The 19,354-nt window shown below is 68.8% G+C and carries 25 protein-coding genes; 13 read left to right on the plus strand and 12 right to left on the minus strand.

The annotated features are described in order from the left end of the window. Positions 1-11: 11 nt before the first annotated feature. The 5 genes from AB0M24_RS14905 (at position 12) to AB0M24_RS14925 (ending at position 3,263) form a co-directional block, all read left to right on the plus strand. A complete protein-coding gene (locus AB0M24_RS14905; protein ID WP_363766443.1) occupies positions 12-1,391 on the plus strand; it encodes a phospholipase D family protein in 1,380 nt (459 codons plus the stop codon). 22 nt (positions 1,392-1,413) lie between these two features. Continuing rightward, positions 1,414-1,986 (plus strand): hypothetical protein, encoded by a 573-nt coding sequence (locus AB0M24_RS14910; protein WP_363766446.1) that lies wholly within the window; start codon positions 1,414-1,416, stop codon positions 1,984-1,986. 10 nt (positions 1,987-1,996) lie between these two features. Then, positions 1,997-2,308, plus strand: a complete 312-nt coding sequence (locus tag AB0M24_RS14915) for a PadR family transcriptional regulator (protein ID WP_363766449.1) — start codon at positions 1,997-1,999, stop codon at positions 2,306-2,308. Beyond that, entirely contained in the window at positions 2,305-2,604 is a 300-nt protein-coding gene (locus AB0M24_RS14920; protein ID WP_363766452.1) for a hypothetical protein, read from the plus strand. Before AB0M24_RS14915 ends, AB0M24_RS14920 begins: the two co-directional genes overlap by 4 nt. Positions 2,605-2,666: 62 nt before the next feature. Beyond that, on the plus strand, positions 2,667-3,263 hold the full coding sequence (locus AB0M24_RS14925; RefSeq protein WP_363766454.1) for a hypothetical protein: 597 nt from the start codon (positions 2,667-2,669) through the stop codon (positions 3,261-3,263). Here AB0M24_RS14925 and AB0M24_RS14930 read toward each other — a convergent pair. From AB0M24_RS14930 to xrtP, 7 genes are all read right to left on the minus strand, one after another. Next, positions 3,232-5,244 (minus strand): ATP-dependent DNA helicase, encoded by a 2,013-nt coding sequence (locus AB0M24_RS14930; protein ID WP_363766457.1) that lies wholly within the window; start codon positions 5,242-5,244, stop codon positions 3,232-3,234. The two genes, AB0M24_RS14925 and AB0M24_RS14930, sit on opposite strands and share 32 nt — an antisense overlap. Positions 5,245-5,724: 480 nt before the next feature. Beyond that, positions 5,725-6,516, minus strand: coding sequence for a TIGR04222 domain-containing membrane protein (locus AB0M24_RS14935; RefSeq protein WP_363766460.1), 792 nt, complete (start codon positions 6,514-6,516; stop codon positions 5,725-5,727). A 22-nt stretch (positions 6,517-6,538) separates the two neighbouring features. Next, positions 6,539-7,207 carry a hypothetical protein gene (locus AB0M24_RS14940; protein ID WP_363766462.1) on the minus strand — a complete coding sequence of 223 codons (669 nt, stop codon included), beginning with the start codon at positions 7,205-7,207 and terminating at the stop codon, positions 6,539-6,541. Between the two features lie 33 nt (positions 7,208-7,240). Beyond that, a complete protein-coding gene (locus AB0M24_RS14945) occupies positions 7,241-7,999 on the minus strand; it encodes a TIGR04222 domain-containing membrane protein (RefSeq protein WP_363766465.1) in 759 nt (252 codons plus the stop codon). 40 nt (positions 8,000-8,039) lie between these two features. Then, entirely contained in the window at positions 8,040-8,612 is a 573-nt protein-coding gene (locus tag AB0M24_RS14950; protein ID WP_363766468.1) for a biotin transporter BioY, read from the minus strand. An 87-nt stretch (positions 8,613-8,699) separates the two neighbouring features. Beyond that, positions 8,700-10,016, minus strand: a complete 1,317-nt coding sequence (locus AB0M24_RS14955) for a glycosyltransferase family 2 protein (RefSeq protein ID WP_363767104.1) — start codon at positions 10,014-10,016, stop codon at positions 8,700-8,702. 44 nt (positions 10,017-10,060) lie between these two features. Continuing rightward, positions 10,061-10,540, minus strand: coding sequence for an exosortase P (gene xrtP, locus AB0M24_RS14960; RefSeq protein WP_363767107.1), 480 nt, complete (start codon positions 10,538-10,540; stop codon positions 10,061-10,063). Between the two features lie 337 nt (positions 10,541-10,877). Between xrtP and AB0M24_RS14965 the strand changes: the two genes are divergently transcribed. From AB0M24_RS14965 to AB0M24_RS14980, 4 genes are all read left to right on the plus strand, one after another. Continuing rightward, complete coding sequence (locus AB0M24_RS14965) at positions 10,878-11,642, plus strand: choice-of-anchor P family protein (RefSeq protein WP_363766471.1); 765 nt, start codon at positions 10,878-10,880, stop codon at positions 11,640-11,642. Positions 11,643-11,654: 12 nt separating this feature from the next. Further along, entirely contained in the window at positions 11,655-11,843 is a 189-nt protein-coding gene (locus AB0M24_RS14970; protein WP_363766474.1) for an LPXTG cell wall anchor domain-containing protein, read from the plus strand. A gap of 67 nt (positions 11,844-11,910) precedes the next feature. Continuing rightward, positions 11,911-13,083 carry a UDP-N-acetylglucosamine 2-epimerase (non-hydrolyzing) gene (wecB, locus tag AB0M24_RS14975; RefSeq protein ID WP_363766478.1) on the plus strand — a complete coding sequence of 391 codons (1,173 nt, stop codon included), beginning with the start codon at positions 11,911-11,913 and terminating at the stop codon, positions 13,081-13,083. A 132-nt stretch (positions 13,084-13,215) separates the two neighbouring features. Further along, on the plus strand, positions 13,216-13,872 hold the full coding sequence (locus tag AB0M24_RS14980; RefSeq protein ID WP_363766481.1) for a hypothetical protein: 657 nt from the start codon (positions 13,216-13,218) through the stop codon (positions 13,870-13,872). A gap of 12 nt (positions 13,873-13,884) precedes the next feature. Here the strand turns inward: AB0M24_RS14980 and AB0M24_RS14985 are convergent, their stop codons facing one another. Both AB0M24_RS14985 and AB0M24_RS14990 read right to left on the minus strand, forming a co-directional pair. Further along, a complete protein-coding gene (locus AB0M24_RS14985; protein ID WP_363766484.1) occupies positions 13,885-14,424 on the minus strand; it encodes an isochorismatase family protein in 540 nt (179 codons plus the stop codon). A gap of 1 nt (position 14,425) precedes the next feature. Beyond that, a complete protein-coding gene (locus AB0M24_RS14990) occupies positions 14,426-15,709 on the minus strand; it encodes a nicotinate phosphoribosyltransferase (RefSeq protein ID WP_363766487.1) in 1,284 nt (427 codons plus the stop codon). 79 nt (positions 15,710-15,788) lie between these two features. Here AB0M24_RS14990 and clpS point away from each other — a divergent pair, with 79 nt between their 5' ends. The 3 genes from clpS to AB0M24_RS15005 are packed head-to-tail and all read left to right on the plus strand — an operon-like array spanning position 15,789 to position 17,550. Beyond that, positions 15,789-16,088: an ATP-dependent Clp protease adapter ClpS gene (clpS, locus tag AB0M24_RS14995; RefSeq protein WP_030469591.1), complete on the plus strand. Its 300-nt coding sequence runs from the start codon at positions 15,789-15,791 to the stop codon at positions 16,086-16,088. Next, positions 16,085-16,642, plus strand: coding sequence for a DUF2017 domain-containing protein (locus AB0M24_RS15000; protein ID WP_363766489.1), 558 nt, complete (start codon positions 16,085-16,087; stop codon positions 16,640-16,642). The genes clpS and AB0M24_RS15000 overlap by 4 nt, the downstream gene beginning before the upstream one ends. Next, positions 16,639-17,550 (plus strand): P1 family peptidase, encoded by a 912-nt coding sequence (locus tag AB0M24_RS15005; RefSeq protein ID WP_363766492.1) that lies wholly within the window; start codon positions 16,639-16,641, stop codon positions 17,548-17,550. The genes AB0M24_RS15000 and AB0M24_RS15005 overlap by 4 nt, the downstream gene beginning before the upstream one ends. Here the strand turns inward: AB0M24_RS15005 and AB0M24_RS15010 are convergent. Genes AB0M24_RS15010 through AB0M24_RS15020 form a run of 3 tightly spaced genes read right to left on the minus strand, consistent with a single transcriptional unit; the run spans position 17,547 to position 18,815 of the window. Further along, positions 17,547-17,966, minus strand: coding sequence for an SRPBCC family protein (locus tag AB0M24_RS15010; RefSeq protein ID WP_363766495.1), 420 nt, complete (start codon positions 17,964-17,966; stop codon positions 17,547-17,549). The genes AB0M24_RS15005 and AB0M24_RS15010 overlap by 4 nt on opposite strands. Continuing rightward, on the minus strand, positions 17,963-18,484 hold the full coding sequence (locus AB0M24_RS15015; RefSeq protein ID WP_363766498.1) for an SRPBCC family protein: 522 nt from the start codon (positions 18,482-18,484) through the stop codon (positions 17,963-17,965). The genes AB0M24_RS15010 and AB0M24_RS15015 overlap by 4 nt, the downstream gene beginning before the upstream one ends. Then, the gene (locus AB0M24_RS15020) at positions 18,465-18,815 is read right to left on the minus strand and encodes a metalloregulator ArsR/SmtB family transcription factor (protein WP_363766501.1); all 351 of its coding nucleotides are present in this window, start codon (positions 18,813-18,815) and stop codon (positions 18,465-18,467) included. Before AB0M24_RS15020 ends, AB0M24_RS15015 begins: the two co-directional genes overlap by 20 nt. Positions 18,816-18,924: 109 nt before the next feature. On the opposite strand from AB0M24_RS15020, the gene AB0M24_RS15025 reads away from it, so the two are divergent. Further along, positions 18,925-19,335 (plus strand): M67 family metallopeptidase, encoded by a 411-nt coding sequence (locus AB0M24_RS15025; protein ID WP_355567420.1) that lies wholly within the window; start codon positions 18,925-18,927, stop codon positions 19,333-19,335. Positions 19,336-19,354 lie beyond the last annotated feature (19 nt).

The raw sequence follows: 19,354 nt of genomic DNA on the forward strand, positions 1-19,354 counted from the left end.
ATCCGCGAACTGTGGGCTTACTCGACGTGCTCGACGCACGGCTCGGTGACGGGCTGGAGAACGCGCTGTGCTCCCACCACACCCGCCGGCTGCGGCGGCTGGGGTGGGGCGAGGTGCTCGACGGTTCCTCGACGGGGTGGTTCACACCCCTGCGGCCGGTGTCGCGCGGGAACTCCATCGAGCTTCTCGTCGACGGTGCTCAAGCATTTCCCGTTGTGGCGCAAGCCATCGAGAACGCGCGGAAGTACGTCCACATCGCGAACTGGCACGCGTCGCCGGACTTCCGGCTGACCCGCGAGCCGGGTGCGCCGCAGCTGCGCGAGCTGCTTTCCGCTGCGGCGGAACGGGTTCCGGTGCGCGTGCTGCTGTGGGCGGGGCCGCCGATGCCCTTCTTCGAACCGACGCGGCGCCGTGCTTTGGCCGCGCAGAAGGCTTTCTGGGACGCGGGCGCGATCCGCTGCGAGCTCGACGCTCGCGAGCGAACTCTGCACTGCCACCACGAGAAGGTCGTGATCGTCGACGACGTGGCGTTCGTCGGCGGCCTGGACATGACCGCGGTGGAGGGCGACCGCCACGACTCGCCCGAGCACCCGCCGCGCGATCTCGGCTGGCACGACCACGTGGCCCAGTTGCGTGGGCCGGTCGTCGCCGACGTGGCCGCGCACTTCGCGGCGCGGTGGCTGGAGATCGCGGGGGAGACGCTGCCCGCTCCCGAGGTGCCTCCGGAGGCGGGGACGTCGTCCGTGCAGCTGGTGCGGACGGTTCCGGAGAAGACCTACTCGTTCGCGCCGCACGGCGATTTCAGCCTGCTCGACTCGTATCTGCGGGCGTTGCGGGCGGCGCGGTCGTTGATCTACATCGAGAACCAGTTCCTGTGGTCGCCGGAGATCACCGAGGTGCTGATCGAGAAGCTGTGCAGGCCGCCGTCCGCGGAGTTCCGGATGGTGCTGTTGTTGCCGCAGAAGCCGAGCAACGGCGCGGACACGACCCGCGGTCAGTTGGGCCGGTTGCTCGACGCGGACGTCGATCGGCGGCTGGTCGCTGCAACCCTTGTCGCACACGGCGATGCTCCGGTCTACGTACACGCCAAGCTGACCATTGTGGACGATGAGTGGCTCTCGGTCGGCTCGGCGAACCTCAACGAGCACTCGCTGTTCAACGACACCGAGGTCAACGTGGTGACCGACGACGCCTCGGTGGCCCGCTCCGTGCGGCTGCGGCTGTGGACCGAGCATTTGGGCGCGGACGTGTCGGGGCAGGTGGACGAGGTGGTGGATTCCGTGTGGAGGCCCGCGCTGGAGGGGCGTTCGCGGGTGACAACGCTTCCCGGGGTGTCACGGCGGTCCGGAAGATTGCAAGGACCGTTACGTGGATTGCTGGTCGACGGCTGAGCCGCAGCGCTAGTTTGGCGGCGTGGCCAACGAGGTGACAATCCCGCTGCTGCCGTGCGCCTCCATCGACGAGGTGGCCGAGTTCTACGTGATGCTCGGGTTCACGGTCACGTATCGGCAGTACCGGCCGAACGCGTACCTGTCGGTGCGGCGTGAGGAGATCAACCTCCACTTCTTCGGCATCCCGGGGTACGAGGTCTCGGAGTCGTACAGCTCGTGCTTGATCCAGGTCGAGGAACCGCGGGAGCTGTACGAGGCGTTCGCTCACGGCATGCGCGCGGTGTACGGGCAGGTGCTGCTCACGGGCATTCCGCGGATGACCCGGCCCCGGCGGGACGGCTTCCTGATGGTCGACCCCGGTGGGAACTGGATCCGGGTGGTGCCCGCGGTGAGGGAGCGGGAGCCGTCGCGGAACGGGCTTTCGCGGGCGTTGCGGAACGCGGTGACGCTGGCCGGGTCGCACGGGGCCGAGCGGCAGGCGTTGAAGATCCTCGAAGGGGCTTTGGTGCGGGAGACGCACGCTTCGGAGGATGAGCGGGCCGAGGCTTTGGAGTTCCGCGACGAACTGCTTGAACGGCTTAATCTACATAGGTAGTATTGGTCGTGTGGAGCCACTGCAACGCATCGGCAAAGCTACGGTTGACGTGCTCGAGGTGCTGCTGGGCGCCGATGAACCGTGCTGGGGCCTGGAGATCATCAAGCTGACCGGGCGGCCGTCGGGCAGCGTTTATCCGTTGCTGGACCGGTTGGAGCGCGCGGGCTGGGTCACGTCGTCGTGGGATGACGACGCGGACCGGCGCGGGCCTCGGCGGCGGATGTATTTGCTGACGCCTGAGGGTGCTGTGGAGGCCCGGAGGGTGGTGGCGCGCGCTCATTTGGCGCCCGTTGTGCGGCCTGTGCCTCGGACTGCGCAATGAGGGGCGCGTTGATCGTGGTGCGGTTCGCGGCGGCGGTCGTGGGCGATGAGCGCTATCGCGAGCAGTGGGAAGCGGATGTTGTCGGGGCGCGTGAACTCGGCATGACGCCGTTGAGGGTGGCGTTCGGGGCGTTGCGCGCTGTTGTTGCTATGCCGTCGAAAGGGGCTGTCGTGGCTGGGATCGGTCCGTTGGGTGTGGCGTTGAAGCACGCGGGGACGCCGCGTGGGCGAGTGCTGGTGATCGCCGTGGTGTCGGCGTTGCTGGTGCTCGGTGGTGTGGTGATGCTGCTGGTGTGAGGCTGTTCGCTTGAGCAAATTCCTCCGTGTCGTTTTGGCGGAACCGGGCTTAGCTTCGGGCGGTGGCGAACGAACTGACGATTCCCCTTCTGCCCTGTCCGGACATCGATGAGATCGCGTCGTTCTACGAGATGCTCGGCTTCTCGGTCACCTATCGGCAGACGCGGCCGAACCCGCATGTGGCTTTGCAGCGGGAAGACATCAATCTGCACTTCTTCGGGATGGACGGTTTTGATCCCGAGCAGTCGTACGGCACGTGCCTGGTCATCGTGCAGGACACCGGTCCGTTGTACGAGGCGTTCGCGGCCGGAATGCGTGCGGTGCACGGGAAAGTGCTCATCTCCGGCATCCCGCGGATGACCCGGCCTCGGGTGCGCAACGACAGGTACACCGGGTTCAGCGTGGTCGATCCCGGTGGCAACTGGATCCGGGTCAACAAGGCTGTGCCGGAGCCCGAAGCTACCTCCAAGCTCGCCAAGGCCATGGAGAACGCCGCGCGGCAGGCTGATGCTCGCGGAGACGAGCGCCAGGCGTTGAAGATCCTGGAAGGCGCGCTGAAGCGAGCCGTGGGCGACGAGCCGGAACTCGCTGCGGCGCAGGAGTTTCGTGACGACCTGGTCGAGCGGGTCAGGGCGTCTGAGCAGCATCCAACCGCTTGAGCGCGGCCCTGACGACCTCGGGGTCGTAGGTCGTCCAGAACGGGGGGAGTGAGGCGCGCAGGAAGCCGCCGTAGCGGGCCGTGGCCAGCCTGGGGTCGAGGATGGCCACCACGCCCTTGTCCGACATCGAGCGCAGCAACCGGCCCGCGCCCTGGGCGAGCAGCAGAGCGGCGTGCGTGGCGGCGACGGTGAGGAAACCGTTGCCGCCACGTGAGTTGATGGCCTTCTGGCGGGCTGAGGCGAGCGGGTCGTCCGGGCGCGGGAACGGGATGCGGTCCATGATCACGAGCTGCAGGGACGGGCCGGGGACGTCGACGCCCTGCCACAGCGACAGGGTGCCGAACAGGCACGTGCGCTCGTCCTCGGAGAACTTCTTGACCAGCAAGCCCGTCGCGTCGTCGCCCTGGCACAGGATCGGGTAGTCGAGCTTGTCCCTGAGCGCTTCCGTGGCCGCCTTGGCCGCGCGCGTCGACGAGAACAGGCCGAGCGCGCGGCCGCCTGCCGCGTTCACCAGACCCTCGATCTCGTCGAGGTACTCCGGGGGAAGGCCGTCGCGGCCCGGTTGCGGCAGATGCCTTGCCACGTAAAGGATGCCGCTGCTGCCGTGCTGGAACGGCGAGCCGACGTCGAGACCGGTCCACTTGGGACCCTCGACGTCCTTGATCTCCTTGTCGGTGGCCGCGCCCTCGATCTTGCGGACCTTCTCCGACGGCGGCAGGCCCCACTGGCGGGCCATCGTGTCGAACGCGCCGCCCAGCGTGAGCGTGGCACTCGTGAGAACTGTGGTGCGCTTGGCGAACAGGCGTTCGCGCAGCAGCCCGCCGACACCCAGCGGCGCGACCCGCAGCACCGGCGACTTCTGGTTGAAGTCGCCCGACACCCACACGACGTCGTGCTCCTCGCCGAACGCGTCGAGGATCCGCACCGCGCAGTCGTGCACCTCTTCGAGCAGGGAGAGCGCGAGCTTGCGCGCCGTCGCCCCGTCGACGTCCTCCTTGCGCTCCGGCCCCATCGCGGACACGCAGTTGTGCGCCGCGTCTCGCGTCGCGGCGAGGGCTCCGGCGAGTGCTCGCGGGAGTGCGTCGAGGCGACCCGACGGCATGTCCTCGAGGATCATCGCCAAGCCGTCGCTGGCCTCGGCGAGCCGATCCGCGATGTCCTGGTCGATCAGCCGGCCGCACCTGCGCGCCGCCATCGCGACCGACGCGCCGCTCAGCTCCTCCGTGGCCACCGACGTGACGCGGTCGACCAGGTCGTGCGCCTCGTCGATCACCACCACGTCGTGGTCCGGCAGAACCTGGTAACCCTCCAACGCGTCGATGGCGAGCATCGCGTGGTTCGTGACCACCACGTCCGCCTTGCCCGCCTGCGCCCTCGCCCTCTCGGCGAAGCAGTCGGACCCGATCGGGCACTTCGACACGCCCAGGCACTCCCGAGCCGTGACGCTGACCTGCCGCCACGACTGCTCGCTGACGCCGGGCACCAGCTCGTCGCGGTCGCCCGTCTCGGTGTCCGACGACCACTCGTGCAGCCGCTTCACCTCACGCCCGAGCTTCGACACCGCGAACGGGTCGAACAGCGCGGCCTCCTCCGGCTCGTCCGGCGCCCCGTTGTGCACGCGGTGCATGCACAGGTAGTTCCTGCGGCCCTTGAGGATCGCGAACGTGGGCTCGCGGCCCAGGTCTTTCTTGAGCGCCTTCGCCAGCCGCGGCAGATCCCGGTCGACCAGCTGCCGCTGCAGCGCGATCGTGGCCGTGGAGATCACCACCGTCTCGGCCTCGGCCACCGCGTGCCTGATCGACGGCACCAGGTACGCGAGCGACTTGCCCGTGCCCGTGCCGGCCTGGACCGCGAGGTGCTCGCCCGTGCGGATGGAGTGGTCGACGGCCTCGGCCATCTCCACCTGGCCAGGGCGCTCCGCACCACCGACGGCGTGGACGGCGGTCTCGAGCAGGCTCAGCGTGGGGGGAACTTCAGGCACGAGACAGACCGTACCCGGCAGGTCCGACAGTCTCCGCCAGACACCGATGTGGGGGAGGTGGAACGGTCAGATCGGGAGATGTGGGACTGCGGCGTGGGGGAAGGGGAGCGTGGGGGAGCGGCGGGTAGCGGGCGTGGGGAAGGGCGCTGGGGAACGCGGGGCTCGTGGGCGCGGGCAGGGCCGCGGGAACCGGAGCGCGGGGAAGGGGCGTGGGGGAACCGGGGCGCGGCAAACGGGGCGCGGCAACCGGAGCGATGCAACTGGGGCGTGGGTACCTGGGCGCCGCAAACGGGGCGTGGGTACCGGAGCGCGGCAAACGGAGCGCGGGTACTGGGGCGCGGGTACTGGGGCGTGGGAACCGGGGCGTGGGAACCGGGGCACGGGAACCGGAGCGTGGGGAGAGGGGCGCGGGAACCAGAGCGCGGGAGAGGAGCGTGGCGTGGGGGGCGTGCGGATCGGGGCATCGGGTGGCGTGAGGGCTCAGTCGCCGCCACCGCCGCATCCGCCGCCGCACCCACCCCCGCCGTCTCCGCCGCCGCTGTCCCCGCTGCCGCACGAGCTCGACGAACACCCGCCCCCGCAGCTGCTGCTGGACGACGTGTCGCGGTGCGGCAGCAGGCCGATCATCACCGGCGTGAGGCCGAACATCCCGGCGATCGCGACCCCGCCGACCTTGCCGCGCAGGCCCCTCGACGCGACCGCGCCCAACGGGTCCTGCACGCTGACCCGTCGTTGCGAGCGCTTCGCCAGCAGGTAGCCGGACCTGGTGCGGAGCCGTCCTGGGTCGCGGGCGCTCAGCACCTTCGCCCAGACGAAGACCGCCGCGCCGGCCGCGAAGAAGTACCAGGGCGGGTACTCGGTGATGTTCGGCACGGGGAGGTCCAGCAGCTGCTGTGGTGCCACGATCCGGAGCACGCCGGCGACCACGAGCCCAATCGCCAGCAGGTACAGCCAGGGGTAGAGGCGCGGACGCCACGACCTCGTGTGCCGCAGTAGGCCGCGGTCCGCCAGGTGGTGGCGCAGGCCGGAGGACTCAGGCGACGAAGCTGCCTCGCGCAGGACGTCGTGCAGGTACCGGCCCACCTGGACGCTGTTGAGGATTCGCGCTTCCAGAGGAGAGACGCGGCCTGGATGACGGTGGACGGCGCTCACCACGCCCTCGCGCGAGATGCGGACCGCGCCGATGTGCAGCAGGCGGGCCAGGGCCACCTCGGCGGCGCGGGAGGGGCCGCCCACCAGGCAGCCCAGCTCTTCCGGGGTATGCGTCGTCACGCGGATTTCTCGGGTGAAACCCTCAGGTCGTTACGTCGGCCAGGATCCGGTCGAACACCTCGAGCGACGCACGACCGTGGTCGACGACGAGGTGGCGGTCCTCGCCTCGGCGGGAGGCCACCAGGTCGAGGATCCGCGGCGCGAGGTCGGGCCACCGCTGGGCAGCGAGTTCGCCTGCCTGGGACTTGCTGATGATGTCGCCGGTTCGGATGGTGTGCCACAGCCGGGAGGGGCCGAGGCCGACCCACAGCAGCGCGTCCCGCCCTATCGGCTGTTCCGGGTCCAAGGTGGGGAGCACCTCGCGGAACCGGTCGAAGTCGAGCTTCCAGTAGCTGATCAGGTTGTCCCGGCAGTACGCCTCGACGTCAGCGGCGGTGCCGGGGCATGTGGGCCGTGTGCCGCGCACGGTCTGACCGACGGTTCGCAACTGTTGCCACAGCACGGGAGTGATCTCGCCACTAAGCGGTGTCACGTCGAAGACCGGCTTCTCCAACGAACCCGCGAGCACCACGGCCACGTCAGCGCCGGGAACCGCAGGCACCGAGGCAGGCGAGGCAAGCTCGATCACGATGTCCAGGTCGGAGTCGGCGACGACGTCGTCCAGCACGCGCGAGCCGTACACGTGCGCGCCCACCACGAGACCGGGCAGACGCGCGTCGAGAAGGTCCAGATAGTCCCCAGGAGTGATCACCTGGTTCAAGCTACCGACGCCGGAGGAGTGCCCTCAGTCGCCACCACCGCCGCAACCGCCACAGCCGCCGCCGTCCCCTCCACCACCACAGCCGGATCCGCTCCCGCAGCTGCCGCCCGACGTCCGGCCACGTCCCGGGATCATCGCGGGCGTGAGGCCGAACATCCCGGCGACCGCGACCCCGCCGACCTTGCCGCGCAGTCCGAGCACCGCGACCGCGCCCAGCGGATCCCGCGGCGAGGCCTTCGTCCGTTTCACCACCAGGTAGCCGGCTCTGGTCCGCAGTCTGCCGGGGTCACGCGCGTTCAGCACCGAGGCCCAGACGATCAGCAGGATCCCGGCGGCGAACACGGCCCAGCGCGGCACGAAGGCGAGCCACGGTTTGGTTTCCGCGAAGAACTCGAGGATCTCCGGGAAGAGGAGGACGACGAACCCCGGGAGCGCGAGCAGGAACCCCAGCAGGAGCAGCCACGGGTGCAGTCTGGGTCGCCGCGAACGCCGTCGCCGCAGCAGTCCGCGGCCCGCGAGGTGTTCACGCAGACCCGCGGCCTCACCCGAGGTTGCGGCGACGCGCAGCACGTCGCCGAGACTCCTGCCGTGTCCCAGCCCGCCGAGGATCCCGGCCTCCAGCGGGGTCGCCGGTCCGAGGCCGGGCACGCGGACGGCGGTGACCAGGCCGGTGCGGGAGACCCGGACCAGACCGGAGTGCAGCAGCCGGGCCAGTGCCACCTCCGCGGCACGGTGCGGGCCGCCGGTCAGGCAGCCGAGCTCCTCCGGGGCGGACGTGGTCACATGAGTTCAACGACGGCCGGGGTGGTGCCGATACGTCGAGCTACCGACGCCGGACGAGTGCCCAGGCTCCCGGCAGCACACCGGCCGCCAACGCGATCTTCAGCGCGTCGCCGAGCAGGAACGGGACGACACCGACGGCGACGGCTTTGGACAGGGACATGCCGGTCATGGCCATCAGCCACGGCACACCGACGGCGTAGATCGCGAGGTTGCCGAGAACCATCGTGCCGACCACGCGCAGAGGCGTGCGGTCACCACCACGTCCGGCAAGAGCGCCCACAAGCGCACCCGCGAACACGAAGCCCACGACGTAACCCAGAGACACCGGCGCGCCGGAAGTACCGCCCTGGAACCACGGCACGCCCGCGACGCCCGCGATCAAGTACAGGAGCATCGACGTCGCGCCGCGCTGCCAGCCCAGGGCGGCACCGACCAGCAACGCCGCGAACGTTTGGCCCGTAAGGGGAACCGGGCTGCCCGGGATCGGCAGAGCCACCTGGGCGGCGAGGCCGGTGAAGGCGGCGCCGGCGAGCACCAGGCTCAGGTCGCGGACGAGGGCGCCCGGCACGAAGTCGGCGAGCACGGTGCGACGGGGCGCGAGTGCGAGTGTCACGGTTCCCTCCCAGGCGGAATCGAGAGAACCTGAGGTTAACCAGGGCAACTCGAGAACGTCTTTGTTCGATCTCTACAAAGTGACCGGTCACACATCCACAGTGACCACACGGCGTTCGGTGTTGCGGCGGGTCTTGGTCCAGCCGTTGTTGCCGCGCACCAAGCGGATCAGCGCGCGCCACGACGTGATGTAGAAGGTGTAGATGTACAGCGCGTAGCCGAACCCGTACCCGATGGACTTCCAGAACGAGACGGGCACACAACGCGCGCGGTACACCGGTCCCCACAGGACGAACGGCAACAGACCGAAGGCGCCGTACACGGTGAAGAGGATCCACGCGCCGTCGAAGAACCACGCCACGACCTCGGAAGGCGACACCGCGAACCGGTAAGCCATGAGCGCCATCGGGATCGGGTAGATCAGCGTGCCGAGCAACTGCATCCACGGTTGCGCGAGGTAGTACATCATCTCGGCGGCACCGAGGGTCGTCAGGTGCTCGGAGTCCCAGATGCGCCGCAGATAACGCATGCACTGCATCGTTCCCTGACCCCACCGGGTGCGTTGGGCGAGGAAGCGGCGCAACGAGTACAGGGCTTCCTGGTTCACGTGCGTGTCCAACGAGAACCCGGTGTGCCAGCCCGCGGTCAGCAGGTGCACGCCGAGCTCGAAGTCCTCCAGCAACGAGCCGCGCCACGGCGACCCCGTCGGCCCGGCGATCGAGTCCAAAGCGGACAGACGGGTGAACTGGCCGTTGCCGCCCATGGAGATCGTGCCGGTGGCGCCGCGCGACATCTGGATCGCCGCGATCGCCGTGCGGAACTCCAGGTCCTGCATCCGCACCAGCGCGGCACCGAAAGTGCGCCGCCACAACGAGACTCCGGGCTGACGCAGGCCGGCGTTGATCATCCGCACGTCCACCTGCACGGCGCCGATCCGCGGGTTGCCGAAGAGGTGTTGTGCCGCACAGACTTCCAGGCAGTTCGGAGCGGGACGGCCGTCGGCGTCGACCACGACGATGATCGCGCGGTCGGCATCAGCACGCCGGCCCATCCACATCTTCAACGTCCGGTAGGCGTCGTTCAACGCGTTGCCCTTGCCGGTGCGGGCATACGGCCGTTGGCGTTGCACGAGATGGATGTGCGGATCGCGCACACCGCCGTTGCGCTTCAACATCCGCACGACACCGGCGGTGTGGTCGTCGGAGTCGTCGTCGATGACCCACACGTGCGCGATGGGGAACGTCGAACGCAGATACCTGATCGTGTCACCGATGACGGCCTCTTCGTCGCGGCACGGCACGAAGAAGTGCCACTCCAGCGACGACGGCTCCCCAAGCGGCGCGGGCTTGCGCCGCAGGTACGGCACCACGATCACGAACACGTACGTCACGAAGGCGACGCTCATCGTCAGAGCGAGGGCCTGCGTGAACCCGAGAACGAGGTCGAGGCTCACTTCCGCGTGGCCAGCCAGACGAACGCGACCAACGCCGCCGCGCCACCGAAGACGCTGACCATCGAGCCCAGCAGCGTGTGACCCCAGTAGTAACCGGTGTCGACGCCCAGCCACTGCACCAGCCCGACCAACGTCAGCACGCGGAACTGGTTCACGATCACGACCGCCAGGGCCGCGACCCCCAAAGCGAACAGCACGCGCGACTGGATGCGTGGCCTCAACGCGATCATCACGGCACCCACCACGATCAACGGCAGCACCAGGAACGCGGACGTGCACTCCGGCGTCATCCGCAGGCCCAGCGGCGTGTCCGAACCCAGTCCGAAGTAGACGGTCTGCCGGTCGGGGATCACGTCCACGCCATAGGAACTGATGACGCTGAGGATCGCGCCCGACAGCGAGATCTCCGCTGTGCGGTACAGGCGATGTGCGAACACGAGTCCCGTGGCAACCCCGAGCAGGACGACCACCGTCACCCGGCTCGGGAATGCGGTGCGGCGCACGGCAAGCGTCACCCTTGGATCCTTTCCACCGATTGAGGGAGCGCCCAGACGGGCTACCTGACGTTCCATCGGTAGACGCAACGTCAGCCCTCACCCCCGGATCGGGTGACGCCGTAACCGGAAATTGATCAAAAAAACCCACGATGAGTGGCGTTGGTTGGGCGAGTCGAGTGGTCGTGTCGCCCGATACGGGGAGTAACCCTCAGTTCCCTCGAAAGAAAGCCGATGCCGGTAATTGCCCCCGGAAAGCGTGAAACCAGATTGGTATCAACGCGCCTTGGGGCCGGAGGAAACAGAGGGAAGGAGTTTCATGCGTGTCCGAATGACGGGACTGGCTGGAGTCATCGCGATTGCCGCACTCCTGGTCGGTGCCGCACCTGCTTCGGCCGCTCCGGGGGACGCCTCGGCATACGGTGCGAGGCTCAACGTGACGCTGCTCGGCAACCCGGCGGTCAACGCCGAACCGTTCGCCGCCGCCAACGCGAACGGGCCGACGCAGAACACGTTCGTGGGCGTCGACCTCACCGGGATTCTGAAGACCGGTGTCATCAACGCCTCCGCGTCGCGCGACGACAAGTCCGGCGGCGTGTACTCGCGGGCGAGCACCGCGGACGTCCGGGTCGACCTGCTCTCCAAGGTCACCGGCAAGATCTCCGCCGAGCTGGTGGAGGCGGAGTGCACGGCGACCCAGAAGGGTCTGGTCGGCAAGTCCAAGCTCGCGGGCGTGAACCTCGGCAAGCTCGGCCAGGTGAACGCGGACCCGGCGCCCAACACGGTTCTCAACGTGGAACTGGCGGGCATCAAGATCGCCGAGGTCATCTTCAACGAGCAGTACAAGAACGACGACGGCAGCCTCACCGTGAACGCGATTCACATCAAGCTGCTGCAGGGCGCGCTCGGCGGAATCGGCACGGGTGACGTGATCCTGTCGTCCGCCACGTGCGGTCCCGCCGGTCTGCCGATCCCGATGGCCTCGGGCGCAGGCCTGTGGATCGGCCTCGGCCTGCTCGGTGTCGTCGCCGCTCCGGTCGCCTTCGTGGCGCTGCGCCGACGCACGTCGCTCAACGCGGCCTAAGAGGAGCGGCAGATGTACAAGGTCCCCGGTACCGGCATCGGTGTCGGCACGGGTGTCGGAGCCCTCGCGGTGACCGGCGCGGACGTGACGTGGTGGCTCGTCGCGGGAATCGTCCTCCTGCTCGTGGGCGCGTTCCTGATGCACAGCACGCGCAAGAAGCGGGTGCCGGCCGTCGCGAAGACCAGAAACCGAGCCGGCTGACGAAGGTCCGCCTGGGGTTGCCCCCGGCCCCAGGCGGATCTCCCGGTCTCCCCGAGAGAGGACTGCGGTGAAGAAGGAAGTTCTGCTGGTCGCCGGTACGCGACCGGAAGCAGTGAAGATCGCCCCCGTCGCCATCGCGTTGAAGGGCCACCCCGCCCTCCGCCCCACGATCGTCCACAGCGGACAGCACTCCGGCATGGTCGAGCAGGCGCTCGGCGCGTTCGACCTGGTGCCGGACGTGCGGCTGGACGTGCCCAGGATCAACGGAACCCAGGCCGAGCTGGTCTCCCGGCTGTTACCCGAGTTCGACGCCGTGCTGGAGGAGCGCGACCCCGCGGTCACGCTCGTGCAGGGCGACACCACTACCACCTTGGCCGCGGCGCTCGCCTCGTTCTGGCGCGGAATCCCCGTGGCACACCTCGAAGCCGGTCTGCGCACCGGCGACCTCTACGGCCCGTTCCCCGAGGAGGGGAACCGGCAGATGATCTCCCGCATCACCTCGCTGCACCTCGCGCCGACCGACGACGCCGCCAACGCGCTGAACACGGAATCCTTGCCGGACAGCCACATCGTCGTCACCGGCAACACCGTCGTGGACGCCGTGCAGCGTGTCGCGGCAGCCGGTCTGCCCGCGTCGAGCCCGGATCTCGTCGCCCTGGAACGGACGCTGGACGCGACCGGTGGCCGGCTCATGCTCGTCACCGTGCACCGCCGCGAGTCGTGGGGCCGCCCGCTGATGCGCGTGCTCAACGCCGTGCGCTCCATCGCCGACCGGCACCCCGACCTGCACGTGCTGATTCCCGCGCACCCGAACCCCGGTGTGCGCGAACAGGTCGTGTCGCTGCTGGGCGGCCACGAACGCGTGGTCATCACCGACCCGCTGGACTACCCCGACCTCGTGCGGGTGCTCAAGCGCTCGGCTCTCGTGCTGACCGACTCGGGTGGCATCCAGGAGGAGGCGCCGACGTTCGGCGTCCCGGTGCTGGTGCTGCGCGAGACCACCGAACGCATGCTCGCCGTCGACGCCGGGTGCGCCTGGCTCGTCGGCACGGATACCACCCGCATCCTCGCCGAGGCGGGCTGGGTGCTCGGCTCCCGGCTGCGGCTTCCCTTGGGGCGCAACCCGTTCGGCGACGGGCGTGCCGCGGTCCGGGTGTGCTCCGCGCTCGAGAGGTTGGCGGGCCTGCCGACTGCTCTGCCGCGCCGGGAGCCGTTCGCCACATTGGCAGGCGTTCGCTGATCAATAGTTTGCCTGTCACTCTTTCGTGTAATTGCGAATTCACGATCGAGTGACATGGGGTGCCGAACTGTTATCCGCGCCACGCCGCACAACCATTATCGGGTGGTGGGAAATAGAGCCATAGGGGAAACAGTGCGCAAGACATTGGTCGCAGGGGCGGTGGCCGTGCTGACGCTGGCGGCCGCGTCGCCCGCGCTCGCCAGCAACCCACCCGGCACCGCGTCCTCCGGATCCGCCGACTTCGCCAAAGCGGACCAGACGTTCAAGGTCGACCCGCTCGCCGTGTGCAACGTGAACCCGGACACGGCGGGCACGGTCTCCGGCTCCAGCCCGGCCGTGGCGAGGAGCGGGCTCAAGATCGGGGAGACCGGTTCGACGTGCACGACCGAGGTCGTGAACCCGAACGAGTTCCTCACCAAGACCAAGTCGATCGCGACCGGCAAGGCCTTCGAGCTGTCGGCGCTCGTCGGGAAGAACGGGCCGCGGCTCAAGATCGCCGAGTGGTCGATCAACTGCGACGCGGACGAGAAGGGCACGTCGGCGGGCTGGGTGCTCAAGGGCATGTCCGGCTGGACCGGGCTGCCGCAGAACATCCCGTCCGGGTACGTGCACGAGATCAAGGCGAGCGACGGAACCGTGCTCGCCAGGGCCAAGTTCACCGACACCGTGTTCCCGGTGCCGAACGACGGCAGCATCAGCATGACGCTGCTGAAGATCTCCTTCGAGCCGTCGTCCGGCTACACGGGGTCGATCACCGTCGGCAGCGTGGCCTGCTCGCCAACTCCGTAGGCATCAACTGCACTACGAGACAACGACACCCGCGGCGCGCAGCTCGTCGAGAGCGGCGTCGCGGGTGTTCTCGGCCACGGCGGCGGTCAGGTCGACGAGAACCGTCGTGCGGAAGCCGTTCCGTTGCGCGTCAAGGGCTGTGGCGCGGACGCAGTGGTCCGTCGCGATGCCGACGACGTCCACGTCGGTCACGCCCTTGTCCGTCAGCCATCCCGCGAGGTCGTTCTCCGCCTCGAAACCCGAGTAGGCGGCGGCGAACCGGCCCTTCGAGAACACCTGCTCGACCCCGGCCACGTCGAGCTCGGGGTGGAACGACGCACCGGGCGTCCCGGCGACGCAGTGCACCGGCCACGTGTCGACGTAGTCCGGCGTCTCCGAGAAGTGCGACCCCGGATCCACGTGGTAGTCCCGCGTCGCCACGACGTGGTCGTACGGCGTCGAAGCGATGTGCTGCGAGATGGCCGCGGCGACGGCCGCGCCACCCGCGACCGCGAGTGAACCGCCCTCGCAGAAGTCGTTCTGCACGTCCACGACGATCAAAGCCTTGGTCATGTCACGCCTCCAGGTAGATCGTCGGGATCGCGGGCTCACCGCGCGAGAGCTTGAGGCCCTCCCACGGCACGCTCACCAGCGCCGCGCGCAGCCGTTCGCGGCTCTGCTCCAGCGTGGGGACCTCGGGAGTGGTCTGTCCATCGCGCATCAGCGGAATCTGCACGAGCTTGTCGTACGGGCCGAGCTCGGGCTCCGAAACAGCCTGGAACACGACCTCCTCCAGCGCCGTGCCGGTGTCCTTGTGCCGCCGCAGCGCCTTCTTCCAGCCGCCGCGCGACTGCTTGGACGTGCTGCGCTTCTCGACGTGCCTGCCGTCGACCTCGACCAGCTTGTAGACCATGCCCGCGGCCGGTGCGCCGGACCCGGTCACGACCGACGTGCCCACGCCGTACGCGTCCACCGGTTCGGCGCGCAGGGCGGCGATCGAGTACTCGTCGAGGTCGCTCGACACGACGATGCGGGTGTTGCGGGCGCCCAGCGAGTCGAGCTGGTCGCGGGCCTGCCTGGCCATCACGCCGAGATCACCCGAGTCGATCCGGATCGCGCCCAGGTCAGGGCCCGCGACGGCGACGGCGGTCTTGATGCCCTCGGTGATGTCGTAGGTGTCGACCAGCAACGTCGTGCCGACGCCCAGCGCCTCGATCTGGCTGCGGAAGGCCTCTTCCTCGGAGTCGTGCAGCAACGTGAACGCGTGCGCGCACGTGCCGGCCGTCGGAATGCCGTGGCGGCGCCCCGCTTCGAGGTTCGACGTCGCGGTGAAGCCGGCCAGGTAGGCCGCGCGAGCACACGCCACCGCGGACTCCTCGTGCGTGCGCCGCGAGCCCATCTCGATCATGCGACGGCCGTTGGCGGCCGTGACCATGCGGGCGGCGGCGGACGCGATCGCGCTGTCGTGGTTGAGGATCGAGAGCACGAGCGTCTCCAGCACGACCCCCTCGGCGAACGACGCGCGCACCGTGAGGATCGGCGAGCCGGGGAAGTAGAGCTCGCCCTCGGGATAGCCGTCGATCTCACCGGTGAACCGGTAGTTCGCGAGCCATTCCAAAGTCGAATCGTCGACCACGGCGTTGCGGCGCAGCTGGTCGATCTCCTCGTCGCCGAACCGGAAGTTCCTGATCGCGTCCAGCACCCTGTTCGTGCCCGCGACGACGCCGTAGCGGCGGCCGTCGGGGAGCCTGCGGGCGAAGACCTCGAACACGCACGGACGGTCACCAGTGCCGTCACGCAGCGCGGCCGCGAGCATGGTCAGCTCGTAGTGGTCCGTGAGCAACGCCGTCGAGTTCATGGTCGCCAACCCTAAGGTCGCATCCGGTTTAGCCGCATGCGGTCTCCGCCACTGCGGCGAACATGACACCATTGGCGGTATGACCACGCCCGTCGAACAGGAACGGACGCAGCCGGAGGCCGTAGGCGCGGAGATCGCAGCCGAGGACCGCCCCTGGCAGACCGTGGTCTGGAACGACCCGGTCAACCTCATGTCGTACGTGACGTACGTCTTCCAGAAGCTGTTCGGCTTCAGCAGGGACAAGGCGACCAAGCTGATGCTCGACGTGCACCACAAGGGCAAGGCGATCGTGACATCGGGCACCAAGGACAAGGTGGAGGCCGACGTGGCGAAGCTCCACGCGGCGGGTCTCTGGGCGACCATGCAGCGGGCCTCGTGAAGAGGTGGATCCGCGACGGTGACGTCGTCATCGGGAGACTGGACCGCCAGGAGGCCGCGGTCGTGCGCGGTCTGGTCAGCCAGATCCAGGACATGCTGCTCGCGCGCGCCGAGGAAGCACCCCAGGACGAGCTCGCCGAGCTGACCGGAATCCGGACAGGCCCGTCGGAGGCGCCCGACGATCCGATCCTGGGCCGGTTGTTGCCCGACTTCCACCGTCTGGACGACGACGCGCCGGACCCGGACGAGGTCAACTCGGCGGCGGCGCTGCGGTCGTTGCACGAGCCCGAGCTTCTGGACCACAAGACGGGTGCGGCCGAGATCGTGCTGCAGACCTGCTCGCCCGACGGCGGGGAGATCAGGCTGTCGATCGGGGAGGCCGAGGCGTGGCTCGCGTCGTTGAACGACGTGCGGCTGGCGCTGGGCACGGCGTTGGACGTCACCGAGGACATGCCCGAGGAGCTGCCGCCGGAGGACCCGCGGTCGCCGCACCTGGGTGTTTATCACTGGCTGACTTGGGTGCAAGACACGTTGGTCGAAGCGATGATGCCGTGATTCCCGGCGTTCTCGTCGGTCACCACCACCGAATCGAGCCTGGCTGGGCCACCGGCACGACTGTTGTGCTGGTTCCTGGTGGCGCGGTTGGTGCCGTGGACGGGCGCGGCGGCGCGCCCGGCACCCGTGAAACCGACCTGCTCGACCCCTCGAACCTGGTCCAGCAGGTGCACGCCATCTGCCTGAGCGGCGGATCGGCGTACGGGCTCGCGGCTGCCGACGGGGTCATGAAGTGGTTGTCGGAACGGTCGATCGGCTTCCAGGTGGGCGCACAACCGCATCACGTCGTGCCGATCGTGCCGGGTGCGGTGATCTTCGACCTGCCGATGTCGGAGTGGGGCAACCGGCCGGACTCCTCGTTCGGCTACGCGGCTTGTGAGGCGGCTGGCCTCGAATTCGCTTTGGGGTGTGTGGGCGCGGGTGCCGGTGCGCGTGTCGGTTCGTTGAAGGGCGGCGTCGGAGTCGCGTCCACGACCGTCGGCGCGCATCAGGTCGGCGCTTTGGCCGTCGTGAACGCGGCGGGCGAAGTCGTAGACCGCGCAACGGGTCTGCCGTGGCTGTCGTCGCTCGGCACGTCGGCCGTCGCGCTGCCCGAACGCAAGACCGAGGGCCTCAACACCACGATCGGCGTGGTGGCGGTGGACGCGGCACTGTCCAAAGCGGAGTGTCAGCGACTCGCGATGGCCGCGCAGGACGGCCTCGCCCGCGCGGTCCGGCCCGCTCACACGATGTTCGACGGCGACACGGTGTTCGCGCTGGCCACCGGTGCGGTGCCGCTGGCGGAGCCGCGACCGTTCGCATTGGACGCTCTGTGCACCGCGGCGGCGGAGATGTTCGCGGAGGCCGTGGTGTCCGGAGCCCGGGAAGCGACGAGCCTCAACGGAGTCACGGCGTTCCGCGACCTCTAAGCGTTGTCGATGTAGGCCTTGAAGTTGTCGAGGTTGCGTTCGGACTGCTCGCGCAACGACTTCTCCAGGATCTTCCGGCCGAGCTTGAGCAGTCCGGCGAGCTCGATCTCGCTGTCGGACACCAGCCTGGTGGTGGAGGCGTCGATCGCCGAGTACCGGTTGGTGATCGTGTGCACCATTCCGCGTGTCTCGTAGCGGGAGGTGCGTTCGTCGGCGGTGGCGGCGAGCACGGTCTCGTGGAGCCTGAATCTCCGGTAGGTGAGCGTGGCCGTCGAGCCCGGTGCGCCGGGGGTCTCGCTGTGCTGGGCGATGCCGACCAGGTCGGGTTGCCAGTGGTGCAGGTGCGCGGGGTCGGACGTCAGGACCCGGACCTGCTCGATCGGCTTGTTCAGCACGATCTCCTTGGTGAACTTCACCCCAGTACTTCCTTCCACGCGTCGCTGATCTGCTGTGCCTGCACGCCCGCGGCCATGAGGTCCTCGGGGGAGGCTGTGGCGATCCAGTCCTGGGCGTTGCCTTCGGGGAGCAGACCGGACAGGAACTTCTCCAAGGCGTTCAGGCCCATCTCCCACCCGGCGCCCAGTCCCCACATCGTCGGCGACGCGTTCGGGATCAGCTCGCCGGGCACGGGGGAGTGCGACAACGTGAGCATCGTCGACTCGCCTTCTTCTTCGAGGCGCACGATCACCTCGGTGACGCCGCCGCCCATCTCCCACGTCAGGCCGATCTCGGACGGCCGGTCGCAGCGCACGATCTCGCCGCCCGCGTTGCCTTCGAGTTGGTAGCGGCCGCCCACCCGCAGGTCGCCGCTGATCGGCAGGAACCACCTGACCAGGCGTTCCGGGGTGGTGATGGCGTCCCAGACGTCCTCCCGGTCGGCCTTGTAGTGCCGCCGGATGACGAGCTTGCCGTCCTCATAGCTGCGGTCGGTCATCGGATGCCTCCCGGGATCTGCGGCCTCTGGCCAGTTCGGTCGCGAGTGCGTCGAGGTGCGGTTCCCAGAACCGCCGGAAGTGGTCGAGCCACGCGTCGATCTCCTGCAGCGGGTCGGGGGCCACCGAGTACAGCCGCCGGGTGCCGGCCGCCGTGACCTCGACGAACCCGTTCGACCGCAACACCTTCAGGTGCTGCGAGACGGCGGACTGGGTGATCCCGAACTCGGCCTGGACCACCGCGCCGACGTCGCCGGCCGCCCGCTCGCCGGACGCCAGCAGCTCCAGGATCCGGCGGCGAACCGGGTCGCCGAGAACGTCGAACGCGTGCACGATCGCCACTGTAGTAGCCGCCACTAATATTAGCCAGTGCTAAAACAAGCTGCGTGACGTGGGTATCTCGCATACCGAGACAACTCTCGCCAGCCCGTAGGATTGACCCGTGCTGGTGATTCGCCGTGACCTGGTGGACGCGATGGTGGCCCACGCGCGCCGCGATCACCCCGACGAGGCGTGCGGGGTGATCGCCGGGCCGTACGGGTCCGATCGTCCTGAACGCTTCATCGAGATGGAGAACGCAGAGAGGTCGCCCACGTTCTACCGGTTCGACGCCGCGGAGCAGCTCAAGGTGTGGCGCGAGATGGACGCCCAGGACGAGGTGCCGGTGGTCATCTACCACTCGCACACCGCCACCGAGGCGTACCCGTCGCGCACCGACATCTCGTTCGCGGGCGAGCCGGACGCCCACTACGTGCTGGTCTCCACGCGTGACCCGATCGAGCACGAGGTGCGGTCGTACCGCATCGTCGACGGTGTCGTGACCGAGGAACCGGTCAAGATCATCGAGTCCTGAGTTACGTTTCTGCGGAGGT

It is taken from the genome of Lentzea sp. NPDC051838 (assembly GCF_040681245.1).
Lineage (GTDB): Bacteria > Actinomycetota > Actinomycetes > Mycobacteriales > Pseudonocardiaceae > Lentzea.